The organism is Kluyvera sichuanensis (genome assembly GCF_040930405.1).
Classification (GTDB): Bacteria; Pseudomonadota; Gammaproteobacteria; order Enterobacterales; family Enterobacteriaceae; genus Kluyvera; species Kluyvera sichuanensis.
On the sequence record NZ_CP162271.1, the window covers coordinates 4,747,542 to 4,768,185 of the forward strand.

Annotated in this window: 11 protein-coding genes and 5 pseudogenes; all 16 read left to right on the forward strand. The window is 52.0% G+C overall.

The annotated features are described in order from the left end of the window. The first annotated feature begins 7 nt into the window (after positions 1–7). Positions 8–3,877: a type VI secretion system membrane subunit TssM gene (gene tssM, locus AB2B48_RS22595; RefSeq protein ID WP_368300295.1), complete on the forward strand. Its 3,870-nt coding sequence runs from the start codon at positions 8–10 to the stop codon at positions 3,875–3,877. After that, positions 3,877–4,650 (forward strand): annotated as a pseudogene (locus tag AB2B48_RS22600) (TagF domain-containing protein). The gene tssM and the pseudogene AB2B48_RS22600 overlap by 1 nt, the downstream one beginning before the upstream one ends. After that, positions 4,647–5,486, forward strand: a complete 840-nt coding sequence (locus tag AB2B48_RS22605; RefSeq protein WP_368300296.1) for a hypothetical protein — start codon at positions 4,647–4,649, stop codon at positions 5,484–5,486. The pseudogene AB2B48_RS22600 and the gene AB2B48_RS22605 overlap by 4 nt, the downstream one beginning before the upstream one ends. Further along, complete coding sequence (locus AB2B48_RS22610; RefSeq protein ID WP_368300298.1) at positions 5,476–5,736, forward strand: hypothetical protein; 261 nt, start codon at positions 5,476–5,478, stop codon at positions 5,734–5,736. Before AB2B48_RS22605 ends, AB2B48_RS22610 begins: the two co-directional genes overlap by 11 nt. Before the next feature lie 613 nt (positions 5,737–6,349). Continuing rightward, positions 6,350–8,260: pseudogene (locus AB2B48_RS22615) on the forward strand (type VI secretion system Vgr family protein); the annotation flags it as partial. A gap of 14 nt (positions 8,261–8,274) precedes the next feature. Continuing rightward, entirely contained in the window at positions 8,275–8,718 is a 444-nt protein-coding gene (locus AB2B48_RS22620; RefSeq protein WP_368300300.1) for a DcrB-related protein, read from the forward strand. A gap of 21 nt (positions 8,719–8,739) precedes the next feature. Continuing rightward, positions 8,740–12,780 carry an RHS repeat-associated core domain-containing protein gene (locus AB2B48_RS22625; RefSeq protein WP_368300301.1) on the forward strand — a complete coding sequence of 1,347 codons (4,041 nt, stop codon included), beginning with the start codon at positions 8,740–8,742 and terminating at the stop codon, positions 12,778–12,780. A 405-nt stretch (positions 12,781–13,185) separates the two neighbouring features. Further along, a pseudogene (locus AB2B48_RS22630) lies at positions 13,186–14,439 on the forward strand (RHS repeat-associated core domain-containing protein); the annotation flags it as partial. A 320-nt stretch (positions 14,440–14,759) separates the two neighbouring features. Further along, positions 14,760–15,371: a hypothetical protein gene (locus tag AB2B48_RS22635; protein WP_368300303.1), complete on the forward strand. Its 612-nt coding sequence runs from the start codon at positions 14,760–14,762 to the stop codon at positions 15,369–15,371. 144 nt (positions 15,372–15,515) lie between these two features. After that, positions 15,516–15,596: pseudogene (locus tag AB2B48_RS22640) on the forward strand (RHS repeat-associated core domain-containing protein); the annotation flags it as partial. Positions 15,597–15,629: 33 nt separating this feature from the next. Then, a complete protein-coding gene (locus AB2B48_RS22645; RefSeq protein ID WP_368300305.1) occupies positions 15,630–15,872 on the forward strand; it encodes a hypothetical protein in 243 nt (80 codons plus the stop codon). Next, positions 15,844–16,461, forward strand: a complete 618-nt coding sequence (locus AB2B48_RS22650) for a hypothetical protein (RefSeq protein WP_368300306.1) — start codon at positions 15,844–15,846, stop codon at positions 16,459–16,461. The genes AB2B48_RS22645 and AB2B48_RS22650 overlap by 29 nt, the downstream gene beginning before the upstream one ends. A 519-nt stretch (positions 16,462–16,980) precedes the next feature. Next, complete coding sequence (locus tag AB2B48_RS22655; protein ID WP_368300307.1) at positions 16,981–17,184, forward strand: TNT domain-containing protein; 204 nt, start codon at positions 16,981–16,983, stop codon at positions 17,182–17,184. A 258-nt stretch (positions 17,185–17,442) separates the two neighbouring features. Next, positions 17,443–19,032 (forward strand): RHS repeat domain-containing protein, encoded by a 1,590-nt coding sequence (locus AB2B48_RS22660; RefSeq protein WP_368300309.1) that lies wholly within the window; start codon positions 17,443–17,445, stop codon positions 19,030–19,032. A gap of 11 nt (positions 19,033–19,043) precedes the next feature. Beyond that, positions 19,044–19,307 (forward strand): hypothetical protein, encoded by a 264-nt coding sequence (locus AB2B48_RS22665; protein ID WP_368300311.1) that lies wholly within the window; start codon positions 19,044–19,046, stop codon positions 19,305–19,307. 171 nt (positions 19,308–19,478) lie between these two features. Beyond that, a pseudogene (locus AB2B48_RS22670) lies at positions 19,479–20,495 on the forward strand (RHS repeat domain-containing protein); the annotation flags it as partial. Positions 20,496–20,644: the final 149 nt, after the last annotated feature.

Below are 20,644 nucleotides of genomic sequence, written 5' to 3' on the forward strand. Positions count from 1 at the left end.
AAATATAATGCAAAAATTTCTCAGTCTGCTTTTTTCCCGGCACGCGCTGGCTATTGTGGGCGTTCTCATTCTGGCGCTGCTGGTCTGGTTTGTCGGGCCGCTGGTGTCATTTGATACTCTGCGTCCGTTGGCCTCCGTGGGGAGCCGAGTCGTGACCATTGCCTTGCTGCTGATGCTGCTGGTGTTGTGGCTGGTGAACTGGTCGATGAGCATCATCGGCATCAGCATCCTGTGTCTGCTGATTGGTTTTGTCACACCGCTGCTGGCGTTGGGTGATGTGCATCCGTTTGCGCCGCTCTGGGTGCGTCTGACCCTGATTGGCTTCATCCTGTTGGTGTACGCGCTATACGGTCTGTACCGACTGTGGCGCGCACTACGAATGGATGAGCAACTGCTGCGCCGCTTCCTGCATCCCCGGGGCGAAGAGGTGCCGATGGCCGGCGAGATTAAAGCCGACCTGCGCACCGTCAGCCACATTGTCACCCGGGCGATTAGGCAATTGAAACAACTGCGCGTGGACATGCCCGGCTGGCGTAAAATCTTCGAAGGTAAGCGCTTCCTGTATGAGCTACCGTGGTTCATGGTGGTCGGCAGCCCAGGCGACGGTAAAACCACGGCGCTACTGAACACTGGATTGCAGTTCCCGCTGGCGGAGCAGATGGAGCAGACCTCGCGTATCCTGACGGTACCGGGAGGCGGTACGCTGCACTGCGACTGGTGGTTTACCAATGAAGCGGTGTTGATTGACACCGCCGGACGCTATGCCCGCCACGATGACGGCGGTGAAGCGAGTGCGGTGCAGCGCAACGCTGGAGAGTGGCAGGGGTTTCTCGGCCTGCTGCGCAAACACCGCCCCGCCGCGCCGCTTAACGGTGTGATCCTGACGCTCAACGTGGCGGATTTAACCGCGCAGTCAGCGGCGGAACGCCTGGCGGCCTGCGCGGCCTTGCGTGCTCGGCTAGCCGATTTGCGCGAGACGTTGGGCATTCGCTTTCCGGTGTATCTGGTGGTCACCAAAATGGATCTGTTGCCGGGCTTTAGCGAGTATTTTCGTACGCTGAACAGCCATCTTCGCGCACAAATCTGGGGATTTACACTGCCGTATAACCGCAGGAGAAAAGCGGGTGACCCACAGGCGCTGCACGCTGCCTGTGAGCAGGAACTGGCGCGCTTGACACAGCGGTTGGATCAGGGCCTGGATACTCGGTTACAGGAAGAATATGACCTTAAAAGCCGCCAGCGACTGTACATCTTCCCGCGCGAATTCGCCGCCCTTGGCGCACCGCTACTGGAGGCCATTGAGCAGGTTTTCCTCGATTCGAAATTCGATGCTACGCAATTGAACAATACGCTGCGCGGCGTGTTCTTCACCAGTGCCGCCCAGGCCCAGGCGGATGCTGTGGCTGACCAGTTGAGTATCTGGCAGCGTTTTGCCAGGGCGATAAAAACGGCTCGCGGCGAATCCTCCGCTTCCCGCCCGCCTGTGTTGCCGGATGGTAACCGCAGCTATTTTCTGCATGACCTGCTGACGCAGTTTATTTTCCGTGAAGCGCATCTGGTTGAACCCAATCTCCAGTGGGCCTGGCGTTATCGCCTACTGCGCCTGAGTGGGCACCTGCTGGTGCTGGTGATGGCCTTCTGGCTGTGGCAGGGGATGCAAACCAGTCAGCACACCAACGGTGACTATCTAAATGAAATTAGCGCCCGCACGGCCCGACTGGACGGTGAAGTGAAAGCCTACATCAGTAAACCGGCGATGGCCCCGGTACCACCGCTGCTGGACAGCGCAAGAGAACTGTCCGCCTGGCCGGAGCTGGATCCGGATGCGCCGCCGCTGAGTTGGCGTTACGGTCTGTACAGCGTACCACCGGTAACCGACAGCGTGGCGTCGCTGTACAATCGCCTGCTGGATCAACTTCTGCTGCCGCCGCTGGTGAAACGGATGGAGTATGTGCTGGCGGACGCCATTGCTCGTCAGGATAGCAAATCTGCGTATGATGCCCTGCGCGTCTATCTGCTGCTTAATCTTGATAAAGATCAGGAAGATAAATACAACGCGGCGGAGATTCTGTCGTGGGTGGTGAACGATCTGGGGAACCGCGACAGCGTGGCCGGGTTCGGCGGGCGTGCCGCCGTGCTGACGCATATCGAAGCACTGTTTGACGGCAGCCGGGTAGAACATTCACCGTATGAGAAAGATGATGCGTTGATCCGCCAGGCACGGGCATTCCTTGACGGTCATACCAGTACCGAGCGTATCTATGCGCGGGCGCTGGCGGCGATGGAGAGTGAAGCGCCGCAGGAGTTCACGCTGGTGCGTGCCGTCGGCGCGGATGCGGGAACGGTGTTTGTGCGCAGCAACGGCGCGCCGTTGGATCGGGGCGTGCCGGGTATTTTTACCCGTGAAGGTTATCGGGATTTGTTCGACAAACGACTGCCGGAATTTGTGGCGGCGGCGACGATGAACGATGACTGGGTGATGGGACGGGAGAGTACGCCAAAAAAGCGGACTGACAGCCTGCGCAGCCAGATACCGGGGCAAGAACAGTCTGTCGCCCGCGAAGTCCGGCGTTTGTACCTGACGGAATATACCCGCCGCTGGCAAGATTTTCTGGACAGCATCCATAGCATCAACAGTGCCGGGGAAGAAGGGGGCGTTGGGCTGGCGTATGACTTACAGGTGCTGCGCACCCTGGCTTCACCGGACTCGCCGCTTATGCGACTGGGAAAGGTAGTGGTGGAGCAAACCACGCTGGTGTCACCGCTGGATCCGCAGGCAAAACAGAAGCAACTGGCGCAGCGTACAGCAGTCAGCGCGGAAAAGGCGCTACAGACGGCGAAGCTATTCCAGGATATTCACCCGGAAGAGCGGCTGGAAAAAACGCTGGTGGATGACCGTTTCGCTGCGTTGCGCGAAGTGATTTCCGGGCGGTCAGACGGTGGGCAGAGCGGTAATGGCACAATGCAGATCAATTCTCTGCTGACGGTGCTCAATGAATATTATACCCAACTTACCATTGCCGATACGGCGCTGGCAGGAGGGGCGTTACCCGCACGCATAACTGCCGCAGACAAACTGCAACTGGAGGCGGCGAAACTGCCCGCGCCGCTGAAAAATATCCTGCTGGATCTGACGAAGCAAGGAACGCGCAAAATCAACGCCGGAACCGGCAACGTACTGAATGCCCAGATGGAGGCAATGATTGGCGACGACTGTCGCGATGCCATTGACGGGCGCTACCCATTCAGCAACAGTCCGCAGGAGGTTAGTGCGGAGGACTTTAACCGCATCTTCGCCAGCGGCGGCATACTGGATGTCTTCTGGAACAAACAACTGGCCCCGTTGGCGGACACCGCCAGCGACCCGTGGCGCTACAAACCAACCGAAGGCAACATGGCATTGCAGGGGCCGGATTTAACGCCGTTCCAGCGGGCGAAACACATTCGCAGCGTATTTTTTAACGGCGAGGGCGGGAAAAAATTTTCCTGGTCGGTGCTGGTTAGCGTGGTGGACATGGACCCGGCTATCACGGAACTGGTGATTGATATTGACGGTCAGGTGTTGCGCTACGCTCATGGCCCGGACCGGCCAATGAAAGTGAGCTGGCCGGGGCCACGCAATGGCTCGATGGCGGAAATTACCGCCAGTCCACGTATCCGCCAGAATACCTCGACGCTGCTGACCGGCGGGCCGTGGGCGCTGTTCCATCTGCTGGACGCCGGAGAGGTGCAGGAAACGGCGGTGCGGGGGGAGCAACTGGTTGAATACCGTTTTGACGGTCGGCGGGTGGTACTGAAAATCACCGCCGGGCGGGATTTCAACCCGGTCAGCCGGGAGCTGTTGCAGGATTTCAGTTGCCCAGAGAGGGCGCTGTAATGCGCCGGGCGGTGACGGTATCGGCTCCGGCGATGTTTGGCAGACTGCCGGACCAGCGTGACTACGTGCGCTGGCGGGTGAGTGCAGATGAGGGGCAAATATGGCAGGACTGGCTGAATCGCCAGACGTGGGTGGGCAGTGGGCGGCATATCGTATCGCCGGAAGGCCAGTTCGTCGACGAAGAGTGTGATGGCTGGATGCGCCTGACGCCGCCGGAAACGCAAACACCAGAGCACCATCCGCTGCCGTGGAATTTCGTGATGTCGCCGGGTTTTTTGCCCATGGGGAGGAAGAATGACTGGCTGGCGGGAGTGCTGATGGCGTCTCGTGACAGCGTGGGACGCCCGTGGCCACTGGTGATCTACCAGCGCTGCAGCCAGGAGTGGCTGGATGAAAGCTTGCAGGAGACGCAGGGTTGGCTGTACTGGCTGGCGCAACTGGCGGCGTAGCATATCACTCCGGACACGATGCGACGCGGGCGACTGACGGAGCAGGTGGAACACCTATGGGGGATATGGCAACCGGGACCGTGGTGGTTGAAGTGGCTTTGTGAATTACAGCGTACTTCGCAGCGCAGTCGGGAACTGACCGGGCAGACAGATGACGCGCCGCTGATAGAATTACCGGGCGTGCGTTATCTGCCGTGGCCAGGCTGGCCGGGTAAGGCGTTGGCGCAGGCAACATCGGGGCAGGGCTGGTTCTGGCAGCAGAACAGCGAAGGGCGGTATGTGGATGCGTTGCGGTTGGTGGAGAATAACAGGAGGGAAGAGTGAAAGACTTATGGCAGACAGCACTGAATACGCAAGAACAGAATAATTTCGCTGCAACCTGTAAACCAGAAGATAATTTGCTGTTGAATGGCGTGTTTCTATGGGTTGAAACCAGGGGGGTAGGCCATGCTTTTGTCTCAGTACATATGAACAATTCGGTTTATCTGTATACGTATGGGCGATATGGACGAACTGACTCCAGCGCGACAGTCGGGGATGGTATTTTGAATTTCTTTGAAGATGAAGATGCCCGTTCTTACTATCGCTATGAACTATATGAGCAGGAAGGTCATGTGTTTAAAATAAATGATGCGAATCCGATACTGGTGCGTGAGTTTTTTGAAAAATTATGGAATGCGGCAAAACCCGCTGTCCCTACAACTTCAATGACAGACAGGATAAAACGACGGGGACGTGCAATTGATATTTATGACGTAACGGGCAATAATTGCACGACTCACTCCGTTGAGGGGATTAAATATTCTGGCTCAAAGATATTTGAGACAAAATATATATTACCTGTCACACCGTTACCATCCGGGATATCTGCCTCACCGCAGTCAATTATTGACACTGAGATAGATTTCACTATCCCTTTTTCATTACACAAATATCTTGTCGAGAAAAGCGCTGATTTTTCATCAATGTTAGTGATGGATATGACCGGTGAATTCAGACAACAGTATTATAATCTTGGGGATAAAAGTGCATCGGCACTGGGGTCGAGTGCTGTATTGATGGGCGTGGGGGCAGAAAGTTCTGCTTCATCAGGAAGTCCGTCACCGTATTCTGGTGGCTCATTCGGCGGTTCACTGGGGAGTTCATATAATGAAAAATAAATTCTGTATACGCTGGGGTATTATCTTATTTATATGTGCTATTTATTTAATTGTTGATTTGTACTTTAATTTTATATTTGCATTGGACTATTCAGAAACGGCGAGCATGGGCGGTGGTTTTACTTCGTCTCAGTGTGACTGGTTTGCTAAGCAGTTATTAATGGATCATAACCGTGTGGCAATTGTTTCAATTTTAGGCTTTTTAATCTGCGTGCCACTTATCTTACTAGTCTTTAAAAAAGTAAGATAATATTTCCATTCTGCTTTACATGATTATTTAAAATCAAGGAGTGTATTGTGTTTATTTTAAATGTATCTGCGCCAGTGGAGATATTTCTGGGTTGTGGTGGAAAGGCTAAATGAAATGTTTGTTGATACCACTTTTTCTCTTGAGGGCTTGAAATAATGAGATGCGGTTTTATTTTTTTTCTTTCTGCTCTGGAGTGTGACTTCAGTATGTATTTCTCACACTTTTGAATCACCTCTCAATTTTGAATACTACAATAATCGAAATGAGGTGAAGTTAGGCGATAGCGAAAGCATTCTTGTGGGGGAATATGGTAACCCTGAACATCAATTTATAAATCCCCGACATGAATTTGTTGGTGTTTATTATAGGGGGATAGAACGAGTTTATCCTTCAAAAAATCCTGAGTATAAAAATATCTCCATTAAAGAAATGTTCTGGCACCTGAAATATGATCTAAATTTAACATGTTGGTTGCATTACAAAGACGGAGAGTGGATCGTTATTTCTTATGTTTTCTGGCCGCCTGGATCTGTATTTTAATTCAGAATTAAAGGAGCTGGCATCATGAATTTTGTTTCCATGAGCAAAAACTCCGATATAGGAGGAGATCATGCATAATGTTACCGTCAGCGGTAGCGCCGTGCCGCCGCAGATGCTGTTGTTCGCAGGTCTGAAAGGTTCGGAAGAGCTTGGGTATCTGTTTTCTTACACCGTACAGCTTAAAACTCCAGACAGCCTGAATCTGGGTTATGTTTCTCCCGCTGCCAATCTGTCGCTCAAAGATATGGTGGGAAAAGATCTGTGCGTTAACATCGAACTGGATGATGGCGGCACACGGTACATCAGCGGGCTGGTGACGGCCGCACGGGTGCTGGGCCAACAGGGGCGTTCAGTCACCTATGAACTGCGCATGGAGCCGTGGCTTAAATTGCTGACCCACACCAGCGATTACAAAGCATTCCAGAACAAAACCGTGGTGGATATTCTTGATGAAGTCCTGGCGGAATACCCCTACCCGGTAGAGAAGCGGCTGGTGGAAAACTACCCGGTACGCGCCTGGCAGGTGCAGTATGGTGAAACCGATTTTGATTTCCTCCAGCGACTGATGCAGGAGTGGGGGGTCTACTGGTGGTTTGAGCACAGCGAGGACAGCCACAAACTGGTGTTGGCGGATGCCATCGGTGTCCATCGCGCCTGCCCGAATTCGCCGATAGTGGAGTGGCACCAGGAAGGGCTGAAGCTGGATAAAGAATTTATCCATACCATTATCGCTAATGAAAGTCTGCGAACCGGGCAGTGGGTACTGGATGACTTCGACTTTACAAAGCCACGTTCATTGCTGACAAACACGGTGGCGGACCCGCGTGAAACGGGTCATGCCAGCTACGAGCATTATGAATGGCCGGGCGATTACTTCAACAAAGGCGAAGGCGAAATGCTGACGCGTCTCCGTATGGAGGCGCAGCGCAGTCCGGGTAGCCGGGTTCACGGCGCGGGCAATATTCGCACACTGATGACGGGATATTCTTTCACGCTGACAAATCACCCGACCGCCGAAGTTAACCAGGAATACTTGCTGGTACAGACCACGCTATTTCTACAGGACAATGCACAGCACAGTGGGCAGAGCCAGCGATTTAGCTTTTCCACCAGTTTTGAGCTTCACCCCACCCGCGAGGCGTACCGCCCGCAGCGAACCATAAGCAAACCTCACACCAAAGGCCCACAGAGCGCCATCGTTACCGGCCCAGCGGGCCAGGAAATCTGGACGGATAAATATGGGCGGGTCAAGGTCCAGTTTGGTTGGGATCGCTACGGCAAAATGGATGAGAACAGCTCCTGCTGGCTGCGTGTCAGCCAGCCCTGGGCAGGCAAGGGCTTTGGTGGGATACAGATCCCGCGTATCGGCCAGGAAGTGTTGGTGGACTTTAAAAATGGCGATCCTGATATGCCGATCATCGTCGGGCGGGTCTATAACCAGGACACCATGCCGCCGTGGGGCCTACCGGGCGCGGCGTCGCAAAGCGGTATCTTCAGCCACTCGCTGTACGGCGGGCCGACGAATGGCAACATGCTGCGGTTTGATGACAAAACGGGTGCGGAGGAAGTGAAGTTTCACGCGGAAAAAGACCTGAACACCACGGTGAAGAATAACGAAACGCATACGGTAATGGTGGATCGGAGCAAAACCATTATAAAGAACGAAACCAACAGTATTGGTGAAGACCGGGTCACGACGATAACAAAAAATGATGGTCTTTCCGTAAAGCTGGCGCAGACGATCAATATTGGCACCACTTATCGTTTAGACGCTGGTGAACAATTGACGCTTCGTTGCGGCAATGCGGCGCTTGTTTTACATCAGGACGGCGCCATTGAGTTTTGCGGCAAGCAGCTGCTGCTGCTGCACACCAGCGATGCCATGCAATTGATTGGTAAAGGCATTGATATGAACCCGGATGGCGGCACAGCGATAGCAGCCGATGATATTGCGCCTTTCCCCGCGCCGGAAAGTGCTGAATAAGAAAAGGAATTCTCATGACCCGAGCATACCGTATACAGGAAGGGAGCTTTATCCTGCCGGAGAGCTTTATCGATCGCAGCGTTAATATTTTCGTCTCTGAGAGCAATGAACGGGCATCGCCCGGTATGAATATTTCCCGCGATACGCTCAAACCCGATGAAGACCTGGCCAGCTATATTGATCGCCAGATTGTACTGATGAAAAAAAACCTCGGTCAGTATCGGTTATTGTCGCGAACGCCGGCACAGGCAGGAACGGGCAACGACGCCCTTGCGGGGGAACAAATTGCCGCCACGCATAAATCCGGGAAAACCGAAGCGTATCAGCGTCAGGCCGGGTTTATTGTCGCCCCTGGCAGAGTGCTGGTATTCACGCTGACCAGTCCCCGCCCTTTTGATGAAAAAACGGAACGGCTCTGGAACGTCTGGCTGGCGGGTTTTCAGCCGGATAAACGCTAACCGCCACACGGAGGTGTGACCATGTATGAAGCTGCCCGTGTGGATGATCCCATCTACCACACCAGTGCGCTCGCCGGGTTTCTTATCGGCGCCCTCATTGGCATTGCCATTATCGCGTTTATCGCTTTTGCTTCTGTTTCCTGCGGTTTTTTTGCCGGGTTTTTTCTGGGGCTTATGAGCGGCCAGATAGCTTCCGGGGTGCTGCAACTGGGCGAGGCCATCGGGCGCTCAATCCGCCACACGGCGGGAAAAATTCTGACCGGCTCGGAAAATGTCAGCATCAACAGTCGCCCGGCGGCGCGTGCGGTACTGAGTACGGTAAAATGCGATGACCACATCGCGGAAAAGCGTATCGCCCAGGGATCGGGAAATATCTACATTAACAGCCAGCCCGCCGCCCGCAAGGACGATCATACCGAATGTGATGCGGTGATTGACGATGGCTCGCCGGATGTGTTTCTTGGCGGCGGCACACAGACGGTGCTGGAAATCAGTTCTGAAATTCCGGACTGGCTGCGCAGCGTGGTGGATGTGCTGTTTGTGGTGGCTGGCCTGCTCGGCGGGCTGGCGGGCACCTGGGCGAGGGCGGGATCATTCGGCATGAAGTGCGCCGCCAGGTTCATCGGCGGGGAGCTGGTGGGAATAGGCGTCAGTGAGGCCATCAGCGGGATGTTCGGCAATCCGGTGGATGTGACCACCGGGCAGAAAATTCTGCTGCCGGAAACGGACTTCACCCTGCCTGGCCGCCTGCCGATCGCCTGCTCGCGGTTTTATGCCAGCCATCTGGAGACGGCGGGGTTGCTGGGGCGGGGCTGGCGGCTGAACTGGGAAATCAGCCTGCGGGAAGATGATGAACATATCACCCTGATCGGGGCTCAGGGGCGGGAGCTGAGTTACCTGAAAACGATGCTGGCGCCCGGCCACCAGATATTTGACCCGGAAGAACAGTTATACCTCAGCCGCCTGCATGACGGGCGTTACGTGCTGCATTACAGCGACCGCAGCTATTACGTGTTTGGGGATGTCGACCGCGACGGTATGGCTCACCTGCTGTTTATGGAAACGCCGCACCGGCAGCGCATTGTCTTCGGGCGTGAGGAGGGCCGGCTGGTCCGGGTGGCGTCCAGCAGCGGGCATCACCTGTTGCTGCACCGCACGCAGACCCCCGGCGGGGAGCGAGTATCGCGTATTGAACAGGTGCAGGGGGGCACCCGGGGTAACCTGGTGGAGTACCGCTACGATGATAACGGGCAGCTGTGCAGTGTGATAAACCGCGCGGGGACAGCGGTGCGGCAGTTTGCTTATGAAAACGGACTGATGACGTCGCACAGCAACGCGGCGGGGTTCACCTGCCGCTACCGCTGGGAAACGGTCGGGGGTGTGCCGCGCGTGGTGGCACACGACACCAGCGACGGGGAGCATTACCGTTTCGACTACGACTTTGCCGCAGGCTGCGCCACCGTCACCGGCAGGCAGGGTGCACAATGGCAGTGGTGGTTCGACAGGGAGACGTACATCACCGCGCACCGGACGCCGGGGGGCGGGATGTACCGCTTCACGTATAACGAAGACCATTTCCCGGTGACTATCGAACTGCCGGGCGGGCGTATTGTGGCGTATGAATACGATACCCAGAACCGGGTGGTGAAGACGACGGACCCGGAAGGCCGGATGACGCAGACGCAGTGGAACGGCGAGTTCGATGAAATCACGCGTACGGCGCTGGATGACGCTATCTGGAAAACGCAGTATAACGCCCACGGCCAGCCGGTGCAGGAGACGGACCCGGAAGGGCGGGTGACGCAGTACGCTTACGATGAGCGGGGTCTGATGCGCAGCCGGACGGATGCGGCTGGCGGCACGGTGGTGACGGCATTCGACGACCGGGGGCAGATAACGCGATATACCGACTGCTCAGGGAGCAGCACTGACTATCAATACAATGAGGACGGCCATCTGACGCGGGTGACGGACGCGGAGGGAAAAGCGGTACGCATCAGCTATAACCGTCAGGGGCTGCCGGAGACGGTGAATCATCCGGGGCAACAGCAGGACCGTTACACCTGGAATGCGCTGGGTCTGATGACCAGTCGCCGTCGCCTGACGGGGTGCGTGGAGAGCTGGCGGTATACGTCGCGGGGTCTGCTGGCGGTGCACACCGATGAAGAGAAGCGTGAGACACGCCGGGAGTACACGCCGGAAGGGCGGATAGTCGGGCTGACCAACGGTAACGGGGCGCAGTACCGCTTTACCCACGATGCGGACGGCAGGCTGGTGCGGGAAGTGCGTCCGGATGGGCTGAGCCGCCGCTTCATCCTGAACGCCAGCGGTTTTCTGGCGGCGATACAGACTGTGGGGACGCAGGGCGGCGTGCGCCAGGAAACGCAGCAGCGCGACGCGCTGGGCCGACTGCTGCAGACGGAGAATGAGCACAGCCAGCGGACGTTCAGCTATAACCGGCTAGACCAGATAACGGAGGTCACGCTGACGCCGACGGAGTCGGGTGAGCAACAGCACGGTATGCAGGCAGATACGGTGCGTTTTGAATACGACCGCAGCGGCTGGCTGACGGCGGAGCATGCAGAGCACGGCAGTCTGCGGTATCAGCGTGATGCGCTGGGGAACCCGGTAACCCTGACGCTGCCGGACGGTCAGACGCTCAGTCACCTGTACTACGGGAGCGGGCATCTGCTACAGACGGTGCTGGACAGTATCACGGTGAGCGAGTATGAGCGCGACAGCCTGCACCGTCAGGTGATGCGCACGCAGGGGCAGCTGGCGACCTTCAGCGGCTATAACGAGGACGGGCTGCTGAGCTGGCAGCGCAGTCTGACAACGGCATCCGGCACCGGCAGTGACCTTGCTCCTCCCGGTCATCGGCCATCGCGGCAGGACTGTGTGACGTCAAGAGACTATTACTGGAACCACCACGGCGAGATTGGCACGATTGACGACAGACTGCGCGGCAGCCTGGTGTACAGCTATGACGGCAGCGGTTACCTGACGGGGCGTTCGGGTCAGATGTATGACCACGACCATTATTATTACGATAAAGCGGGTAACCTGCGGGATAACGAACGGCAGGGCGCGGTGATGAGCAACCGTCTGCCGGGCTATGGCCGCGACCGTTACGGCTATAACGAGTGGGGCGAACTGACCACACGGCGGGGGCAGGAACTGGAGTGGAACGCGCAGGGGCAGCTGACGCGGGTTATCAGCAGCAACACGGAGACGCGCTACGGTTACGATGCGCTGGGGAGACGAACCCGGAAGGTGACGTATACGCGGCACACGGGCTATGCGTACAAGGAACAAAGCCGCAGGGAGTTTGTGTGGGAGGGGTTCAGGCTGTTGCAGGAGAGTGAGGCGCAGGGATGGCGGACTTACCTTTATGATGCGGAACAGCCGTACACGCCGGTGGCGTGCGTGACGGGAAAAGGAGCGGGCAGGAAGGTATGGTATTACCACACGGACGTCGCGGGCACGCCGCAGGAGGTGACGGCGGGTGACGGTAGTCTGGTGTGGGCGGGTTATATAAAGGGTTTTGGCGAGAATGCAGGGGATATCAGCAACAGCGGAGCGTACTTTCACCAGCCGCTGCGGCTGGCGGGGCAGTATTTTGACGATGAGACGGGGCTGCATTACAATCTGTTCAGGTATTATGCGCCGGAGTGTGGGCGGTTTGTCAGTCAGGATCCGATAGGGCTAAATGGAGGAATCAACCTCTATGCTTATGGGCCAAACCCTCTCACATGGATCGATCCTTTAGGATTATCTAACAATCCTATTTCTGGAACTCCTCTAGGCGATATATTAGGAACAGTATCAGCAAGGACAGGGAAAACATATCAAGGGCAGCAAATCTTTAAAATAACATCGAAAACAAATGTTGGCGGAATAAAAATTAAACCAGGTGATTATTATTATCTTGATGGTATGCACAAAGATCATATTGAGCTTTTTGCCAAAGATAATTCAGCTAAAGGTGTATTTAATTTAGATGGTTCGCTGAACGAGGCGAAGGCAGCAAAGGCAAGTGGCAGAAGAGGTCCGGGGTGTTAAATATGATAATTGATAAAATATTAAATAACAGAAATGACCTTATTGAAGATACTTTTTGTTATGAATTGTTTGAAAATAAAAAATTTAATGACTTTCTTTTCACCGAGTTAATAAAAAACATTGAGTCTAGTTTAATCAAGAAAAGTTCCCTAAAGGAAGATGATGTCAATAGATTATTGGATTTTATAATATGGTTCGTGATGAATACAATGCATTGTATAATATGTCACAATGATAAGAATGATTCCTATTTTATCGAAAATATGGATATGAATTTATGGTATGAAAATTATGAGAGTATGTTGCGTGATATACTTAGCGTAACATTAAAGAATAAGTAATTATTGTATGCCGGGAATTATTAAATCTTCCCGGCTTTTTATTATTTAATCTCGTTAGCACGGTATGCAGGCAGATACGGTGCGTTTTGAATACGACCGCAGCGGCTGGCTGACGGCGGAGCATGCAGGGCACGGCAGTCTGCGGTATCAGCGTGATGTGCTGGGGAACCCGATAACCCTGACGCTGCCGGACGGTCAGACGCTCAGCCACCTGTACTACGGGAGCGGGCATCTGCTACAGACGGTGCTGGACGGTATCACGGTGAGCGAGTATGAGCGCGACAGCCTGCACCGTCAGGTGATGCGCACGCAGGGGCAGCTGACGACCTTCAGCGGCTATAACGAGGACGGGCTGCTGAGCTGGCAGCGCAGTCTGACAACGGCATCCGGCACCGGCAGTGACCTTGCTCCTCCCGGTCATCGGCCATCGCGGCAGGACTGTGTGACGTCAAGAGACTATTACTGGAACCACCACGGCGAGATTGGCACGATTGACGACAGACTGCGCGGCAGCCTGGTGTACAGCTATGACGGCAGCGGTTACCTGACGGGGCGTTCGGGTCAGATGTATGACCACGACCACTATTATTACGATAAAGCGGGTAACCTGCGGGATAACGAACGGCAGGGCGCGGTGATGAGCAACCGTCTGCCGGGCTATGGTCGCGACCGTTACGGCTATAACGAGTGGGGCGAACTGACCACACGGCGGGGGCAGGAACTGGAGTGGAACGCGCAGGGGCAGCTGACGCGGGTTATCAGCAGCAACACGGAGACGCGCTACGGTTACGATGCGCTGGGGAGACGAACCCGGAAGGTGACGTATACGCGGCACACGGGCTATGCGTACAAGGAACAAAGCCGCAGGGAGTTTGTGTGGGAGGGATTCAGGCTGTTGCAGGAGAGTGAGGCGCAGGGATGGCGGACTTACCTTTATGATGCGGAACAGCCGTACACGCCGGTAGCGTGCGTGACGGGAAAAGGAGAGGGCAGGAAGGTATGGTATTACCACACGGACGTCGCGGGCACACCGCAGGAGGTGACAGCGGGTGACGGTAGTCTGGTGTGGGCGGGTTATATAAAGGGTTTTGGCGAGAATGCAGGGGATATCAGCAACAGCGGAGCGTACTTTGACCAGCCGCTGCGGCTGGCGGGGCAGTATTTTGACGATGAGACGGGGCTGCATTACAATCTGTTCAGGTATTATGCGCCGGAGTGTGGGCGGTTTGTCAGTCAGGATCCGATAGGGCTGAGGGGCGGGTTAAACCTGTATGCTTATGCACCGAACCCGTTGAGTTGGATCGATCCGTTAGGCCTTAAGTGTGGCGAGATCGTCAAAGCCAAAAGTCGAAATGATGCTTTGAGACAAGCCAAACAACATGCTCAAGTGCCGCGAATATCGCGTGGTGGTGAAAATATTGGTCTGGATGATTTAAATCCAAGCAGTCGTGACGTTAACTGGGGAAAAATGAAAGCCGAAGGCGGACAATCATTAGGTCGACGTAACCCCAATGGGAAAAATCAGTGGTTTGAACACCCTGATGGTCATCCTGACGCCGGTCAGTCAGGAATTCCTGAACATCATTCGGGCGGTCATATACATGCAATAGATCCTAAGGGTAATGAGGTCATTTTTACATGGTGATTAACGCAAATGAAAAATTGATTAAGTTTCCCATATCTGAATGGATGCTTAAAGCAAGTGGTTTCACAAAAGAATTACCATCATCAACTTATTGTGTTTGCTATCAATATGATATCGACGATAATGGTTTTGGCCCATATGGGTTTTCTACTATAGCGTCTGATAAGTTATTGTCTTCTTTATTTCCTAATATTGTATTTTTTGATAAGAATGAAAATAAACTAGATCTTTGTTCAAAGATTGATAAACGAGGTGTCTATTTTTATGGAAATAACAAAGTGGGAATCTGTAGGCAAATAAATGAATATAATAAATTAATTTTAAAAAATAAATTAAAAATTAACAGAGGGTTACCTGAAGAGACTCACACTGAGAAACCGTTGTTATTTGAACTCTATAGTGACAACAAAATAGAAGTAGGTGTAGTAAACGAAATCATAAATAATGAATTTGATTTTTTATTTAACTTTATTTTTACACCAATGGCAGGGCAGACTTTAATTTTATTTAATGATGAAATATGGGATAAAGCGATAGAATATTGTAAAGGTAATAACATTAAAACACAAGAAGTTGGTTCAATAGATAGTTTAAATGCATGGTGAACGCTAATGACTTTATGATAGTTGTCAGATAGACTGAATTAGTCTAATAATGCAAGCGTAAAAACGACCATGACGTGACTATTTCAAATAGTGTACAAACTGAACTGATAGTATGACACTCGATTGAGGTAAATTCCCTATCTCGATCCTATAGGGCTTAGGGGCAGGCTGAACTTATATGCTTATGCGCCGAATCCATTAAGTTGGATCGATCCATTAGGTCTTGCAAAATGTCACTTGGATAATCCCAGGAAGAAGGTGAATAGTGCTGAAATAGGAGATATTCTCAGGACTCCATCATCTCATCCTGAAGATTTTGTAAAAGTCAAAGGTGGTAATTACAAGAATAAACATACAGATGAAGTCTGGAGTAAAAGCAATACATCTCATAGTGATAAGCAAGGCGAGTGGAAGGTAGGTATAGGTAAAGCTGAACCGAAACCAAGGCATAAAATAACTATAGGCATGAGTGATGGAAAAGTCATTAAAGTTGACAAATAGTTTTTCATTAAATGATATTAATTTCAGTGGGTTCAGTACCTCAGAAAACTGGGTGGGATACTTTGAAAGAAATAAAAAATTTTCATTTTTATTAATTGAAGAAGCAATATCTTTATTTGATGATTTTTTTAAAGGAAAAGATGAAAACATAATAGTTCTTACCGCCCTGTCTTATGATGATCAGAGAGAAAATGATGAGGAAGTGATAAGGAAATATAATTCTCTGTATGAAAAAATGAAAAGTAAGAGGTTACTCTTGCCAATGACCGAGAATTATGAGAACTATCTCTATGGTGACTCTGTTCTATCAGCAGATGCCCTTAATTTCAGTTTTGCCAGAAGTGACTTTGTAGATATTTCAAAATTGATGATGTGTTATGCAGGAGTGATTGGTCAAGTATGTTTTTATATTAACCCATCACTGAATTTGGCTATATACCCTCATGATGATGTCGGCTTTGGATGTATTTCGCTTAATGCTGATAATAATTCGGCCCAAGATTTTTTACGTTATTGCTCAAAAAATAAAAACTTTAATGTTTTTATAAACGATAGTAAGGGGTTAATCAAACTAGAGAGTTTGAACTAGGGGTGGGAATGAAAATATATCAAGCGAATGTGAGAAATATCTAGGATAAAGCCTGTCTAACCAATTACATATTACTGTTAAATGTAAGCTTTTTCGTAGTGATGATAATGTAGTCAACTTTGATAATCATACTGTGTTTTTATGTTTAACTTTATAATTAAATAGAAAAATAGTTTTATTTGGCTAGCTAAATAATAGAGTGTAACAATATTAATTTATTACGACGACAAAGTTTCAGAAAGGTACGAACAAAACTGCTAGTGTGTTTCGGCGAGTGGGTAGATTTGTCACTCTAACCCGATAGGGTTGGCAGGGGGATTAAACCTCTATAGTTACAGTCCGAATCCACTTACATGGATAGATCCATTAGGATTAAGTAATCTACCTGTGACTTACTGGCCACCTAATAATGGTGCATTTGGAAATGTGGAAAATGTAACACTGAAGCCAAGTATGTAAATTGATAGATATGGATATCCCAGAGGAAAATACCTTTCTCCCGTTAATACACCATATTCAATGGGAGTCCTGCCTCTAGGAACAAATGAATCACCGTACACTGTTTATAAGGTTATGAAACCAATAGAAAACATTTCCAAGAGTAAAATCGCCCCGTGGTTTGGCGAGATGGGAATGGGAACACAATATAAATTAGATAACTCCGTTCAAAGTTATCTTGATTCAGGTCACTTGAAAAAAGTCAAAGGTTCTAAATGTGGATAGTCGATCTCTTGTTAATTTTCTGATTAGTAATAGTTATCCGAAAGATAGTTACTCAGTGTTTGATGTAAAAAATGAATCCTTAAGTTTAATAAAAGAAAATGAAACATGGATCATATTTTATAGTGAGCGGGGACAACGAAGCGATCCCAAATATTATTCAAACGAGGATGATGCCTGCCATGTTTTTATTATTGAGCTTAACCATATATTGAGACATTTATAACCTCATAAACAGAGGGAATGTCCTCCCCTGTTGGTATGTTAAATCAGCGCGTCTTTAATCCCCTTAACCACTTGTTTAGCCTGATAAAGCTGCTCGTGCAACTCCTGCATCTCGTTGTTGTCAGCGATGATGGTCAGGCACCCCTCTGTAATCTTCACCATCGCACATGGTCGGGTGCAGAACGACTGTCGGGAAGTCATGACAGCGTGGCGTCGTGGCGACCGCTGGGTGAGCACCGCTACGCGTGGGATAAATCGGGTCGCCTGACAGGGCATGAGGCGTGGTCGAAAACGCACAAGGAGCGGGAAACCCGCTACCGCTATGACAGTCGCGACCAGATAACGAACGTGCTGCGGATGAACGCAGACGGCCCGGTGGAGGAAGAACGCTACCGCTACACCATTAATGAGCAAATTGCAGAAAGCCGGATAAACGGGATTCTCTCACAGCACGACTACCGCAACGAGTGCGTGACGCAGATGGGAGACAGTCGGTACGAATACGATATCTGCGGGCGTGTTATCCGCCGCACGGAACAAAAACGCGGCTTTCGCCTGCAGGAATGGCGCTATCGCTGGGATGATTTTGACCGTCTTCGTGAAGTGAGGACGCCGGACGGTGAGGTGTGGCAGTACGGCTATGATGCGTTTGGGCGCAGAACGGTGAAGCGCAATATTATCCGTGCGGCGTGGAAACTGCATCAGCACGGCATCAGTGAAGTACAGTATCAGTGGCAGGGGATGGCGCTGTCGGCGAGCGAGAAACGCTATGCGGACGGGAGTCCGGCACGGCGTGAGCAGTGGCACTACCGGGAGGATTTTGAGCTGCTGGCGAAGGAAGCGAGGGCGGCGAACGACGAGCGCAGCCACTTTTACCCCATCCTTGGGGGGCCGGATGGTGCGCCGCAGGAGATGTACAGCGCGAACGGTCAGAAGGTGTGGACGCGGCAGCGCAGCCTGTGGGGAGTGGCTGCAGCAAACGGCGCATCGGGTAACGGGCGTGAAGGCTGCGATGCGGGTTTTATGGGTCAGTGGGAGGATGAAGAGAGCGGGTTGTGGTACAATCTGCATAGGTACTATGATGCGGGAACGGGGCGGTATCTGAGTGCGGACCCGATAGGGCTGAGAGGCGGGTTAAATCTCTATCAGTATGCGCCTAATCCATTAAATTATATTGATCCGCTAGGTCTTTCTACTTGTGGATTAAGGGGGAGTGACGGGCGGTTCAGAAGTGCCCAAAATATACAGGAAGAAATATCTGGATTACCTAATTTCACAAATAGAACGCCTGGACAAATACGTCAGACTTTACGTAATCGAGGTTATTCGTCGGTGCAAGCACATAGTGGGGGGGAAGTTTGGACAAAAGGCTTACCAGATGGAAATACTGTTGCCGTGAGAATTGATCCGGCGAATCCTCGTTCACCTTCAAACTATGCTGATGCTGTACCTCATGTTCATATTGAAACAGTCCCAACATCCAGTGTCTCTAATGGAAATTATCGCCCACGAGACGTGGCTGGCAGGCATACTGCCACAGGTGGAGTTTCTGACCGAGGAACTAATCCGAATCATAACGCTGATGTTCACATTCCGATGTCTCCGGGACGCTTCCCGTATAATTAATGTGAGGTTATATGGATATCCGACATCAATATAATGAAGCTTTAAATAAGTTTGAAGCAGATGTTAATGGTGGCCTGAGGGATTTAATAAATATATATTGCGTGGCTATTGATTCGTTTGAAAATGACATTGTTGATTCTATTGCTTTATACGTGATTGATATGGGTAATAAAGATACTTGTCGATATCTAGAAGAGATATTATCAGTAAATAAAGATCCTTATTTAGTAAAAGAATTTAATGAATGGATAAAAGAAATCAAGAATAAAACTTGAGATAAATAAAAGCCGGAAGGATCCTCAAATCTTCCCGGCTTTTTTATTATTTAACCCTCGTTCAGTCTACTAAACAAGCACATCCTTAATCCCCTTAACCACCTGTTTAGCCTGATAAAGCTGCTCGTTACCGTCTGCCATCAGCACGATGCACCCGCCCGCACATGGTCGGGTGCAGAACGACTGTCGGGAAGTCATGACAGCGTGGCGTCGTGGCGACCGCTGGGTGAGCACCGCTACGCGTGGGATAAATCGGGTCGCCTGACAGGGCATGAGGCGTGGTCGAAAACGCGCAAGGAGCGGGAAACCCGCTACCGCTATGATAGTCGCGACCAGATAACGAACGTGCTGCGGGTGAACGCAGACGGCCCGGTGGAGGAAGAACGCTACCGCTACACCATTAATGAGCAAATTGCAGAAAGCCGGATAAACGGGATTCTCTCACAGCACGACTACCGCAACGAGTGCGTGACGCAGGTGGGAGACAGTCGGTACGAATACGATATCTGCGGGCGTGTTATCCGCCGCACGGAACAAAAACGCGGCTTTCGCCTGCAGGAATGGCGCTATCGCTGGGATGATTTTGACCGTCTTCGTGAAGTGAGGACGCCGGACGGTGAGGTGTGGCAGTACGGCTATGATGCGTTTGGGCGCAGAACGGTGAAGCGCAATATTATCCGTGCGGCGTGGAAACTGCATCAGCACGGCATCAGTGAAGTACAGTATCAGTGGCAGGGGATGGCGCTGTCGGCGAGCGAGAAACGCTATGCGGACGGGAGTCCGGCACGGCGTGAGCAGTGGCACTACCGGGAGGGTTTTGAGCTGCTGGCGAAGGAAGCGAGGGCGGCGAACGACGAGCGCAGCCACTTTTACCCCATCCTTGGGGGACCGGACGGTGCGCCGCAGGAGATGTACAGCGCAAATGGTCGGAAGGTGTGGACGCGGCAGCGCAGCCTGTGGGGAGTGGCAGCAGCAAACGACGCATCGGGTAACGGGCGTGAAGGCTGCGATGCGGGTTTTATGGGTCAGTGGGAGGATGAAGAGAGCGGGTTGTGGTACAATCTGCATCGGTACTATGATGCGGGAACGGGGCGGTATCTGAGTGCGGACCCGATAGGGCTAATAGGGGGGTTAAATCTTTATAGTTACGTTCCGAATCCGTTAAGCTGGATCGATCCATTGGGGCTGTGTAAAACTGGCCCAAATGAAAATACAGGTCAAGGGTATCATAATGAGACTTATGCTCCAAAACCGGTAAAACCCAAAGATGCGGTAGATCGATGGGATGAGTTCCTCGGTCCTAGCCCGCATACAAATATCCATCCAAGGACAGGACT

Bases quoted from the DNA above. Each gene is read 5' to 3' on its own strand.
- tssM (WP_368300295.1), top strand. From the start codon at position 8: ATGCAAAAATTTCTCAGTCTGCTTTTTTCCCGGCACGCGCTGGCTATT.
- AB2B48_RS22610 (WP_368300298.1), top strand. From the start codon at position 5,476: ATGAAAAATAAATTCTGTATACGCTGGGGTATTATCTTATTTATATGT.
- AB2B48_RS22620 (WP_368300300.1), top strand. From the start codon at position 8,275: ATGACCCGAGCATACCGTATACAGGAAGGGAGCTTTATCCTGCCGGAG.
- AB2B48_RS22625 (WP_368300301.1), top strand. From the start codon at position 8,740: ATGTATGAAGCTGCCCGTGTGGATGATCCCATCTACCACACCAGTGCG.
- AB2B48_RS22635 (WP_368300303.1), top strand. From the start codon at position 14,760: ATGGTGATTAACGCAAATGAAAAATTGATTAAGTTTCCCATATCTGAA.
- AB2B48_RS22650 (WP_368300306.1), top strand. From the start codon at position 15,844: ATGGAAAAGTCATTAAAGTTGACAAATAGTTTTTCATTAAATGATATT.
- AB2B48_RS22655 (WP_368300307.1), top strand. From the start codon at position 16,981: ATGGGAGTCCTGCCTCTAGGAACAAATGAATCACCGTACACTGTTTAT.
- AB2B48_RS22660 (WP_368300309.1), top strand. From the start codon at position 17,443: ATGTTAAATCAGCGCGTCTTTAATCCCCTTAACCACTTGTTTAGCCTG.
- AB2B48_RS22665 (WP_368300311.1), top strand. From the start codon at position 19,044: ATGGATATCCGACATCAATATAATGAAGCTTTAAATAAGTTTGAAGCA.